This is a genomic window from Halarcobacter sp., assembly GCF_963675975.1.
GTDB lineage: Bacteria > Campylobacterota > Campylobacteria > Campylobacterales > Arcobacteraceae > Halarcobacter.
On the sequence record NZ_OY780939.1, the window covers coordinates 2,006,747 to 2,018,513 of the forward strand.

Consider the following 11,767-nt stretch of genomic DNA (forward strand, 5'->3'; position numbering starts at 1 on the left):
ATAAAGGAGTTATTTTGGCATTATTAACATATGATGAAGTTTTATCTCAAACAGCAAAGGATAAAAGATTTCTACTTACAGGAAATGGATTTAGTATTTCTTATAACTATGAAAGGTTCTCATTTACAAGTTTATTGGAAAGTGCTGTAGCTAATAATTTAATTAAAAAAGAAAGTCCAATTTATAGTGTATTTCAAGAATTTGCAACAAAAGATTTTGAAGAAGTTGTAAAGCTATTGGAGACTTCTGTAAAAGTTGTTGAAAAATACAAAGCAATAAATACTAAAGATAAAGAACTTATTCAAAATGATGCAAAAACTCTCAAAAGACACTTGGTTAATATTATAACAAATAATCACCCTGAAAAAATTACAGAAATTTCTGATGAAGAATTTTCATATAGCACTAAATTTATTAGTCAATATAATAAAGTTTATACTTTAAATTATGATCTTTTACTTTATTGGTCAACAATAAAATTGTTAGATTTAATTTATAATAATAAAATTGATAATGTAGTGTTAAATCCTACAGATGGATTTCATAACTCAGATATAGTTGATGATTATGTAGTTTTTGGAAATGATAACTCTTCACAAGAAGTATATTATTTACATGGTGCATTACATATTTTTGATAAAAAATCATCTATAATTAAAAATACCTACTCTAGGACAGACATTGCATTAAAAGAACAAACTTTAAAAAATCTACAAAATGATATTTACCCTGTTTTTGTTTCAGAAGGAAGTAGTGAGCAGAAAAAGGCAAAAATTATACATAATGCATACTTGAATCATTGTTATAAAAGTTTGTGTTCTATTGGTAGTAAAAACAGTAGTTTAATAATATTTGGAACAATGTTAAAAACAAATGATACACATATACGAGAAGCTATAAAGAAAAATAAAGTTAAAAATATTTATTTTGGTGTAAGTTCAGAAGAAAATATAGAAGAACTTGAAAGTTTTAAAGAAGAGTTAGAAAAGCTTGATAAACCTAAAAATGTATTTTTTTATAATTATAAAACAGTGAGTGTATGGGGTAAATGATAAGTAACTTGGATACTTATTCTTAGTGAAATATTGATATAATAATTTTTATTGATATTAAAAAAATCATTATGATAAGTGACCCATTCTACCTATCTTACGAAGCCTCCCTTGGAGCCTTATCAGTAGATGGGAACTTTTGTAAAAATATTATATCTGGTTATTGGATAAATTTCAAAAAAATAGATAAACAAAGAGTAAATAAATGACAAAAACAAAGTATTTATTATATGAATTTAAACAGTATAAAAATAGTAAATACTTTTATTGGTATAAAACTGATGATAAATACTTTACTCAAACAAAACCACCCAAAAATATACTTGATAAAATAACAGCTTCAAAAGAGCAAGTAAACAAAAAAGATATTATCTTAAATCCTTGGAAAGAGTGGAATACAAACGATATACAAAAAATTATAACAAAAGATGGTGTTTGTATAAACTATCTAAAATCTACAGATGATGAGTATATTACAAAACAAGAGGATTTGAAACTATTGGAAGTTTATAGTTTTTTAGTTGAGAATTTTGATATTTCTAAGTCTTTTGGGTTTGAAGTGATTAAAAAATGGCATAAAATGATATTTGAAACTATCTATCCTTTTGCTGGCAAACTTCGTACTGTAAATATGAGTAAAGGAAGTGGAGTAGATGCTTGGGAATGGCGTTTAGAGTTTTTAAATGCTTTGCCTGATTTTGATAAGTTTTTAAAAGAAGTTACTAAAAAAGAGTATGAAGATATTGAGACTATTTCCCAAGATTTATCAAAGTTAATATGTGAGTTTTTATTTATACATCCATTTAGAGAAGGAAATGGAAGAGTAAGCAGACTAATATGCGATATTATCTTAGCTAAAAATGGTTTTCCAATGATTGGATTAAATTTGAAAAAAAGTGATAATTATATACAAAGAGTACATAGTGGATATGAATGTGACTATGAACCTATGAAAGAGTTACTGAAACAAAAGATTGAAGAGGAACTTATGAATGAATAAGTTTATAGTGTTCATTAAGCTCTTTTTTTGTGATTTTAGAACCTTCAACTTTAGCAGAACTATGAACAGAATTTACAATCATTTTTCTTTTTTTAGTAACAGAAGAGAAGTGTTTGTTACTATTTGCAATAGTTTTTTTCATAAAAATATAATCCTTTTAAGTATCTTGTATTATACTAAAAAGATGATAAATATGCAAGTTATATAACGGGCATATTATATATTACTTGAGGAATGGAATTTGAGTACCCAAAGCGAAGCCATACTAGAAGAAAACCTTATCAAACAACTTGAATCTTTAAAATATGAAAGAATATCTATAAAAGATGATGATGAATTAGAACAAAATCTAAAAAGACAGTTAGAAAAACACAATAAAACAACCTTTTCAAACAATGAATTTAAAAAGATAATAAACCACCTACAAAGTGGAAGCGTTTTTGAAAAAGCTAAAAAACTAAGAGATAAATATGTTCTAAACAAAGATGATGGTACAAACTTTTATATGGAGTTTTTAGACTCTGAACACTGGTGTCAAAATCTATTTCAAGTGACAAATCAAATCAGTATAAATGGTACATATAAAAACAGATACGATGTAACTATTTTGATAAATGGCTTTCCTCTTGTACAAATTGAACTAAAAAGAAGAGGTTTAGAGCTAAAAGAAGCCTTCAATCAAATCAATCGTTATCAAAGTCACTCTTATGGAGCAAATAGTGCTTTGTTTCAGTATATTCAAATATTTATTATAAGCAATGGAGTAAATACAAAGTATTACGCAAACAACAAAAAACAAACCTTCAAACAAACCTTTTTTTGGGCAGATAAAGAAAATAAAAACATCACAAATATAGAAGAGTTTACAAACTCTTTTTTAGAAAGATGCCATATCTCTAAGATGATATGTAAATATATAGTTTTAGCAGAGGTTGATAAGATACTTATGGTTTTAAGACCTTATCAGTTTTATGCTGTTGAAGCTATTATCGAACAAGTTACAACATCCACAAGAAACGGATATATTTGGCATACTACAGGAAGTGGTAAAACCTTGACCTCTTTTAAAACAGCACAAATACTTATGAAGCTTCCAAAAGTAGATAAGGTTGTTTTTGTAGTAGATAGAAAAGACTTAGACTTTCAAACTACAAAAGAGTTTAACTCTTTTAGTGATGGAAGTGTAGATGGTACAGACAATACTGCCACATTGGTTAGACAGTTTAGTGATGACACAAAACTAATAGTTACAACAATTCAAAAACTAAACACAGCAATCAAAAAAAGACAATATATAGAAAAGATGTCAAAACAAAAAGATAAACATATAGTCTTTATCTTTGATGAGTGTCATAGAAGTCAGTTTGGAGAAACTCATCTAAATATAAATAAGTTCTTTACAAATAATCAAATGATAGGGTTCACTGGAACACCAATTTTTCCTGAAAATGCTATGGGAAATAAGTTAGGTAAAAGAACAACAGCAGATTTATTTGATGATAGACTTCATAGATATGTGATAACAGATGCAATAAACGATGACAATGTTTTAAAATTTTCAGTTGAATATATAGGAAGATATAAAGAGAAAGAAAACAGTGTTACAAATATTGATATAGAAGTTGAAGATATAGATAGACAAGAGCTTTTTGAAAGTGATGATAGAGTTGAAAAGATAGTTGACTATATCATAGCAAATCATGGCAGAAAAACACACAACAAAGACTTTACAGCTATGATGACAGTTAGTTCAGTTGATATGCTTTCAAAATACTATGAAACTTTTAAAAGAAAACAACACAATCTAAAAATAGCGACAATATTCTCTTATGCAGATAATGAAGAGGATAAAAGTGCCGATGGTCTGTATGAATCAGATGGTGCACATATAGATGAAGAGCATATAAATAAACACAGCCGTGAAAAGCTAGATGAGTATATAAAAGATTATAATAAAATGTTTGGCACAAAATATAGTACCAAAGATAGTAAAACTTTTTATAACTACTACAATGAACTATCAAAAAGAGTAAAAAAAGGTGAGGTTGATATCCTTCTAGTAGTAAATATGTTTTTAACAGGTTTTGATAGTAAAAGATTAAATACCTTGTATGTGGATAAAAATCTAAAATACCACGGACTTATACAAGCTTTTAGTAGAACAAATAGAATACTTGATGAGGTAAAATCACAAGGAAATATTGTCTGCTTTAGAAATATCAAAAAAGCTTGTGATGATGCAATAGCGCTTTTTTCAAGAAATGATGCAAAAGATATTATCCTTATGGAACCATATGAAGAGTATGTTAAAAAGTTTAATGAAGCCTTTATCACTTTGATTAAAATAGTTCCAACAGTATCTAGTGTTGATACTTTGATAAGTGAAGATGATAAATTGGAATTTATCAAAGCTTTTAGGGAGCTAATGAGAATCAAAAATATCCTAGAAGGATTTAGTGATTTTAAATGGTCTGATTTATCTATGAGTGAACAGATGTTTAATGACTACTTGTCAAAATATTTAGATATGAAACCAAAAAGAGGTGAACAAGGTGAAAAAGTATCTATTTTAGATGATGTGGATTTTGAACTGGAACTTATACATAAAGATGAGATAAATGTAGCGTATATTTTAAAACTATTAGCAAGATACAAAGACTCAGATGAAGAAGAGCAGAAAAAACAAAAAGAAAATATTTCAAATATCTTGACAAACAATCCACAACTAAGAAGCAAAAAAGAACTTATAGAGAAGTTTATCAATGAAAATCTATATGCAATAAATGAAGATGATATAGAAGAAGAATTTGATAAGTATTGGGAAGAGGAAAAAGACAAAGCTTATAAAGAGTTATGTAGTGATGAAAACCTTGATTGTAAAAAGGTTAGAAGAGTTGTAGATAAATATATCTATGAGCAAAGATTACCTTTAAAAGATGAAATAGCAGGCACTTTAAAAGTAAAACCAAAACTACTAGAGCGAAAAAAAGTGATACCTAGAGTTTTAGATAAGATTGTAAACTTTGTAGAAAAATTCTATGATGATATAGGAACACAAACTACAACTAATAATAGTGACTATTCAAATAACATTGAAGAGTTAAAAGTAGCCCAACCAAAACCAGAATATAATTAAAAGTATTATATTATGAAATATTTTTTAAAGAATTTAAATTATCATGTTATCATAAAATAAAAAAGTAAAACTATGGAAAATCAAAATATCCTAATCTATGAAAATCAGAATGGAAATATCAAAGTTGATGTAAGATTTGAAGATGGGGAATTAAATGAAAAAGTGGTTGTTCGGAAATTCCGAACAACACAAAGCATGGAGCAATAGAGGGAAAAACTCAAAGTAAAGAAGTTTATTTTTTACAACCTTGATATGATAATAGCTCTTGATTTTAAAGTTCGTTCAAACACTGGAACAAAATTTAGAATTTGGACAAATCAAAAGCTAAAAGAGTACATTACTAAAGGTTTTGTATTAGATGATGATAGATTTAAAAATGGTAATCAAATGTCATATTTTGATGAGCTTCAAATAGAAGAAGTACAGAGTCTAAAAGAGTTAAAAGAGGATATTAAAAAATTAAAATAATCAACTAATTTACTCAACATTAAAATTGACAAAGGTCAAACTAATTTAAACAAAATCTGCTATTATTATAAGATAAATACAAAAATAAACATTACTAATTTACTAAGGATTTAAGATGATTGAGGCTAATGAGTTTTTTAATAGACAAATTAAACTTTGGGGTGAAGATACACAAAATTCTTTGCAAGATAAAAAAGTAGCTATTATAGGAAGTGGAGGACTTGGTTGTTCTTTAGGTATTGCACTTGGGGCTTCTGGTATTGGTGAGTTTGCACTTGTGGATTTTGATGAGGTTGGTGTCCACAATATCCATAGACAAATAGGTTTTAAAGTTGGTGATGATGGAAAATACAAAGCTGATGTTTTAAAAGAGCTTATGGAATCAAGATGTCCTTTTACAAAAGTTACAGCTTATAAAGAATCTTTCCAAGATTTTGCTAAAAAAGGTTTAACTTATGATTTGATTATTGATGCCACTGATAACCTTCCAACAAGAGCAGCTATAAATGAATACTGCATTGAAAAAAATCAACCTTGGATTTATGGAAGTGTTGAGGAGTTTCATGGGCAGGTTTGTTTCTTTGAAAAGGCTTCTTATGAGGCTGTATTTGTAGTAAATGATAGAAAACCAAACGGTATTGCTTGTCCTATTGTTATGCATATTGCTTCATTACAAGCAAATTTGGCTATTAGACACTTAGCTGGACTTCCAGTTAAAAAAGATGTTTTATATTATCTTTCTTTCAACGAAGAGGGTGTTTTAGAAAACAAAAAATTCAATCTTCCTACAAACTAAAAACAGTATCTTTTTTCAGATACTGTTTTAGAGTTTTTTTACTTCTTTTACAACTGTATATTTTCTAACAAAATTTTAAGCACTTTCTAGATATACTATGCGGATTTTTAACATGGAAATTATAAGAAATTATACGGGGAACTTAAATGCCAAAAAGAGAAGACATAAAATCTATTTTACTTATTGGTTCAGGCCCAATTATTATTGGACAAGCCTGCGAATTTGACTATTCTGGAACACAAGCTACTAAAACATTAAAAGAGTTAGGTTATAGAGTTGTACTTATCAACTCAAATCCAGCTACTATCATGACAGACCCAGAGTTTGCTGATAGAACTTATATTGAGCCTATCACTGAAGAAGTTGTTGCAAAGATAATTGAAAAAGAAAATATTGATGCAATTTTACCTACTATGGGTGGACAGACTGCACTTAATGTTGCAACTTCAATGTATGACAAAGGTATGCTAGATGGAGTACAATTTTTAGGTGCTCATCCAGATGCAATTAAAAAAGGTGAAGATAGACACCTATTTAATGAAGCAATGATTAAAATCGGTATGGACTTACCTAAAAGTGCCAACGCGTATAGTGTTGATGAAGCTATAAAAATAGCAAAAGAGATTGGATTTCCTGTTATCAGTAGAGCATCATTTACCTTAGCAGGTGGTGGTTCTGGTGTTGCTTATAATATGGAAGAGTTCAAAGCTTTAGCTGAAGCTGGTATTGAAGCATCTCCTATCAATGAAATTGAGATTATGGAATCAATGCTTGGTTGGAAAGAATACGAGATGGAAGTTATCAGAGATAGAAAAGATAACTGTATCATTGTATGTTCTATTGAAAACTTAGACCCTATGGGTGTTCATACTGGTGACTCTGTTACTATTGCACCTGCTCTTACTCTTACTGATAAAGAGTACCAAAATATGAGAAATGCTTCATTTGCAATTCTTAGAGAGATTGGAGTTGATACTGGTGGTTCAAATGTTCAGTTCTCAATTTGTCCAAAAACTGGAAGAATGATTGTAATTGAGATGAATCCAAGAGTTTCAAGATCTTCTGCTCTTGCATCTAAAGCAACTGGATATCCTATTGCAAAAGTTGCAACATTACTTGCAGTTGGATTTACACTTGATGAGATTCAAAATGACATTACAGGAACAACAGCATCTTTTGAGCCAGTAATTGATTATGTTGTAACAAAAATCCCTAGATTTACATTTGAAAAATTCCCTAAAGCTGATTCAACTTTAACAACTGGTATGAAATCTGTTGGTGAAGTTATGTCTATGGGTAGAACATTTAATGAGTCTATTCAAAAAGCACTTTGTTCTCTTGAAACTGGACTTATAGGATTTGATCCTATTTGTGATGATTTAGAAAAAATCAAAGCAGAGATTAGAAGACCAAATGCTGATAGATTAAGATATTTAATGGATGGTATGAGAAAAGGTCTTACAAATGAAGATATTTTTGAATTATGTGCTGTAGATCCATGGTTCTTAACAAAATTCAGAGAGATTTATAACTTAGAACAATCAATAAACGAATCAATCTTAACAGATGCTTCACAAATGAGAATTATCAAATCAAATGGTTTCTCTGATGCAATGATTGCTAAACTTCTTGGAAAATCTGAAAATGATATTTATGAAGCTAGAAAAGCTTTAGATGTAGATTTTGAATACAACGAAGTTGATACTTGTGCAGCTGAGTTTAAAGCTCTTACCCCATATCTTTACTCTACAACAAACATAACTAAGTTACCAAAAGTTGAAAACAAATCAACTGAGAAAAAAGTCATGATTATTGGTGGTGGACCAAACAGAATCGGTCAAGGTATTGAGTTTGATTACTGTTGTGTTCATGCAAGTTTTGCATTAAATGAAATGGGTGTAAAAACTATCATGTACAACTGTAATCCTGAAACAGTATCAACTGATTATGATACTTCAGATATTTTATATTTTGAACCGATCGATTTCGAACACGTAAGAAGTGTAATTGAACAAGAAAATCCAGATGGAATTATTGTTCATTTTGGAGGACAAACTCCTCTTAAACTTGCAAATGCAATTACAGAAGCTGGTGGAAAAATCATTGGTACAACTGCTGAAGTTATTGATTTAGCAGAAGATAGAGAAAAGTTCTCTACTTTTGTTACTAAAGCTGGATTATTACAACCAGATAACGGAACAGCAGTTGAAGTTGAAGAAGCTATTGAAATCGCAGAAAGAATTGGTTATCCAGTACTTGTAAGACCATCATTTGTACTTGGTGGTAGAGGTATGAAGATTGTTTACTCAACTGAAGAATTAAAACAATATATGGATGAAGCAGTTTCTGTATCAAATGATGCGCCTGTACTTATTGATAAATTCCTTGATAGAGCAATTGAACTTGATGTTGATTGTATTTGTGATGGAAAAGAGGTATATATTGGTGGTATTATGCAACATATTGAAGAAGCAGGGGTTCACTCTGGGGATTCAGCTTGTTCTTTACCTCCAATCTCTATTGATCCTGAGCTTATCAAAGAGCTTGAAGTTAAAACAAAAGCTATGGCACTTGGACTTGGTGTAATTGGTCTTATGAATACTCAGTATGCTATTCACAAAGGACAAATTTATCTAATCGAAGTAAATCCTAGAGCATCTAGAACAGTTCCATTTGTATCAAAAGCAACAGGTATGCCTTTAGCAAAAGTTGCTACAAGAGTTATGTGGGGAGAGAGTTTAAGAAATGCTCTTGATACTTATAACTCAGATTTAGTATGGGAAGATAATGGAGTATTAAAACCAATTTTAAAAGACCATATCTCTATCAAAGAAGCAGTATTCCCATTTACTAAACTAAGTGGGTCTGATATGATTCTTACTCCTGAGATGAAATCTACAGGTGAAGTTATGGGTATCTCTGATAACTTTGGTATCTCTTATGCAAAAGCTCAAAGCGCAGCTAAAAATGACTTGCCTGTAGAGGGTAAAGTGTTTATCTCATTATGTGATTTAGATAAAGAATTTGCACCAAAAATAGCAAAAGGTTTAGTAGAAGAAGGTTTCTCAGTTGTTGCAACAGGTGGAACTCACAAAGCTATTACTGATGCAGGAATTGAGTGTGAAAAAGTTCTAAAAATCTCTGAGGGTAGACCAAATATTACTGATTCTATCACAAATGGGGAGATTGCATTAGCACTTAATACAAGTGATGGAAAAGAATCTTCAAAAGATGATGGAAAAAATATTAGAAGAGCAGTATTAAAAGAGGGTATTCCTTATGTTACAACTGCAGCAGCAGCTTTAGCTTGTGTAGAAGCTATGAAAGCCTTAAGACACAAAGATGGAATAGGTGTTAAATCTATCCAAGAATTTTTAAATGACTAATGGACAAAAATAAAGTATATTTAGTCCAAACTGATACTACAGTTGGTTTCTCATCGGCAGACGATGAGAAACTGTCAACTATAAAGCAAAGACCCCTTTCTCAAAAAATACTTCAAACTGTTGATTCTTTTGCAACATTAAACAAAAATGCAAGAGTTCCTAAACATCATAGAAAAAAAGTAAGATACTCAAAAAAGACAACTTTTATATATCCAAATCTAAAATCTTTTAGGGTTATAAAAGAGGATATAGCATTTAAAGATTTTATACAAAAGTTTGGAAACCAGTTCTCAACATCTGCTAATCTTACTGGAAATAAATTTGACAAAGATTTTGCTTATGAAAACTCAGATATATTGGTTTTGACAAAAGATGGATTTAGTGAAAATATATCTTCATCTATATATAAACTTGGAAAAAATAAATTAAAGAAGATAAGATAATGTTTTTACAAAGAGAAAATGAATTAAAAATATTAGAAGACAATTACAACAAACCAAATTCCTCTTTAGAGTTTATTTTTGGAGCCAAGAGCACAGGAAAAACTACGCTGTTAAATGAGTATTCAAAAGAGAAAGAAAAGCTGTATTTTTCAAATTATGAGATGATTCCTTCTCAGTTTTTTACACAAATGGCAAATACTATTAGTAAAAAGTTTCATGGGACTGATACTGTAGGAAAACCTTTTGATACTTTTTTAGAAGTATTAAAGTTTTTAAATAGTCAAAAAATTGAGAAGAAAACCATCATAATATTTGATGATTTTCAAAATGTTTTAAAAGTGGATAAAGACGCTCTAAGTGAGCTTTTAAAATATTGGAAAAGTGATTTAAAAGCAAAAAATATTCAATTGATTGTAACTAGCTCTATTTTGTATGGTGAATCAAAAGATCAAGAGATTGAATCCATTGCAAACTCAAATATCAAACTTAAATACCTAAGTTTTTTAGCTATAAAAGAGTTTTTCCCAAAAGTTAATAAACTAGACCATTTATATATTTATTCTCTTCTTGGTACCTCTCCAACTAATTTAAAGTATTATAATCCAAAAGTTGAGTTTACGGAAAATATATATAATCTATTTTTATCTTCAAACTCATATTTATTTGATTATGGAATACAGATTTTAAAATCTGAAATTAGTGATATTGGTACTTATTCTTCTATTCTTTATGCAATAGCAAAGGGTAATTCAAAAGTTGGAGATATTGCAAACTTCTTAGATGTAAAATCAACATATCTCTCACGCTATTTACAAAAACTAATTGATATGATGATTATAGAAAAAATAATACCTATAAATGATGATAAAAAAAACTCAAAATTTGGCAGATACATTATTTGTGACAATACTTTAAAATTTTGGTTTTTATATATCTATCCAAATCTTACTGCTTTACAACAAAATGATGTAAAAGAGGTTAGTCAACTAATACAAGATGAGTTTATAAGAAAAACAGTATTTAGTAGTTATAAAAAATGTATTAAAGACTATATAAATATAAAACAAGAATCTATCTTAGGCTATCAACCAATTGCAATTGGTAGTTGGTGGGATAATCATAATAATACTATTGATTTAATTGCATACGATAGAAAAAATATCACATTTATTCAAATCCTATGGGAAGATAAAGATGTGGCACAAATTGCCTATGGGAAACTTAAAACAGCTTCAGAGAAATTTAAAACTTCCTTAGAAAAAAAGTATGTAATAGTTACAAAAAACACTTTTTTTAATATAAAATAGCCTATTATTATGTTTATACACATAATATTATTTTAATCTATAAGTCTTATTATATAGTTCTTTTATAATAATTATGTTTAAAAACATAACTATTTTAAACTTATTTATAAAAAAATATTTTACTTTGCTTTATTTAGATATAATATCTTTTAATTAATGTGGATTATTAAGGATATCTT

The 11,767-nt window shown here is 28.7% G+C and carries 9 protein-coding genes; 8 read left to right on the plus strand and 1 reads right to left on the minus strand.

Features of this window, described 5'->3' with window-relative positions; all coding sequences use genetic code 11:
• The first annotated feature begins 14 nt into the window (after nt 1-14).
• Both ACKU3H_RS09980 and ACKU3H_RS09985 read left to right on the plus strand, forming a co-directional pair.
• The gene (locus ACKU3H_RS09980) at nt 15-1,052 is read left to right on the plus strand and encodes a DUF4917 family protein (protein ID WP_320033707.1); all 1,038 of its coding nucleotides are present in this window, start codon (nt 15-17) and stop codon (nt 1,050-1,052) included.
• A 205-nt stretch (nt 1,053-1,257) separates the two neighbouring features.
• A complete protein-coding gene (locus tag ACKU3H_RS09985; RefSeq protein ID WP_320033708.1) occupies nt 1,258-2,052 on the plus strand; it encodes a Fic family protein in 795 nt (264 codons plus the stop codon).
• Here ACKU3H_RS09985 and ACKU3H_RS09990 read toward each other — a convergent pair.
• Complete coding sequence (locus tag ACKU3H_RS09990; RefSeq protein ID WP_164969344.1) at nt 2,039-2,194, minus strand: hypothetical protein; 156 nt, start codon at nt 2,192-2,194, stop codon at nt 2,039-2,041. The two genes, ACKU3H_RS09985 and ACKU3H_RS09990, sit on opposite strands and share 14 nt — an antisense overlap.
• Before the next feature lie 99 nt (nt 2,195-2,293).
• Between ACKU3H_RS09990 and ACKU3H_RS09995 the strand changes: the two genes are divergently transcribed.
• The 6 genes from ACKU3H_RS09995 to ACKU3H_RS10020 all read left to right on the plus strand — a co-directional run bounded on the left by ACKU3H_RS09995 (nt 2,294) and on the right by ACKU3H_RS10020 (nt 11,588).
• Nucleotides 2,294-5,188, plus strand: a complete 2,895-nt coding sequence (locus ACKU3H_RS09995; protein WP_320033709.1) for a type I restriction endonuclease subunit R — start codon at nt 2,294-2,296, stop codon at nt 5,186-5,188.
• Nucleotides 5,189-5,440: 252 nt separating this feature from the next.
• Nucleotides 5,441-5,656 (plus strand): RhuM family protein, encoded by a 216-nt coding sequence (rhuM, locus tag ACKU3H_RS10000; RefSeq protein ID WP_320033710.1) that lies wholly within the window; start codon nt 5,441-5,443, stop codon nt 5,654-5,656.
• Between the two features lie 115 nt (nt 5,657-5,771).
• On the plus strand, nt 5,772-6,452 hold the full coding sequence (locus ACKU3H_RS10005) for a ThiF family adenylyltransferase (RefSeq protein WP_320033711.1): 681 nt from the start codon (nt 5,772-5,774) through the stop codon (nt 6,450-6,452).
• Nucleotides 6,453-6,598: 146 nt separating this feature from the next.
• Nucleotides 6,599-9,838 carry a carbamoyl-phosphate synthase large subunit gene (gene carB, locus ACKU3H_RS10010; RefSeq protein WP_320033712.1) on the plus strand — a complete coding sequence of 1,080 codons (3,240 nt, stop codon included), beginning with the start codon at nt 6,599-6,601 and terminating at the stop codon, nt 9,836-9,838.
• On the plus strand, nt 9,838-10,281 hold the full coding sequence (locus tag ACKU3H_RS10015; RefSeq protein ID WP_320033713.1) for a Sua5 YciO YrdC YwlC family protein: 444 nt from the start codon (nt 9,838-9,840) through the stop codon (nt 10,279-10,281). The genes carB and ACKU3H_RS10015 overlap by 1 nt, the downstream gene beginning before the upstream one ends.
• Nucleotides 10,281-11,588 (plus strand): ATP-binding protein, encoded by a 1,308-nt coding sequence (locus tag ACKU3H_RS10020; protein WP_320033714.1) that lies wholly within the window; start codon nt 10,281-10,283, stop codon nt 11,586-11,588. The genes ACKU3H_RS10015 and ACKU3H_RS10020 overlap by 1 nt, the downstream gene beginning before the upstream one ends.
• Nucleotides 11,589-11,767 lie beyond the last annotated feature (179 nt).

Bases quoted from the DNA above. Each gene is read 5' to 3' on its own strand.
- ACKU3H_RS09985 (WP_320033708.1), top strand. From the start codon at position 1,258: ATGACAAAAACAAAGTATTTATTATATGAATTTAAACAGTATAAAAAT.
- ACKU3H_RS09990 (WP_164969344.1), bottom strand. From the start codon at position 2,194: ATGAAAAAAACTATTGCAAATAGTAACAAACACTTCTCTTCTGTTACT.
- rhuM (WP_320033710.1), top strand. From the start codon at position 5,441: ATGATAATAGCTCTTGATTTTAAAGTTCGTTCAAACACTGGAACAAAA.
- ACKU3H_RS10005 (WP_320033711.1), top strand. From the start codon at position 5,772: ATGATTGAGGCTAATGAGTTTTTTAATAGACAAATTAAACTTTGGGGT.
- carB (WP_320033712.1), top strand. From the start codon at position 6,599: ATGCCAAAAAGAGAAGACATAAAATCTATTTTACTTATTGGTTCAGGC.
- ACKU3H_RS10015 (WP_320033713.1), top strand. From the start codon at position 9,838: ATGGACAAAAATAAAGTATATTTAGTCCAAACTGATACTACAGTTGGT.
- ACKU3H_RS10020 (WP_320033714.1), top strand. From the start codon at position 10,281: ATGTTTTTACAAAGAGAAAATGAATTAAAAATATTAGAAGACAATTAC.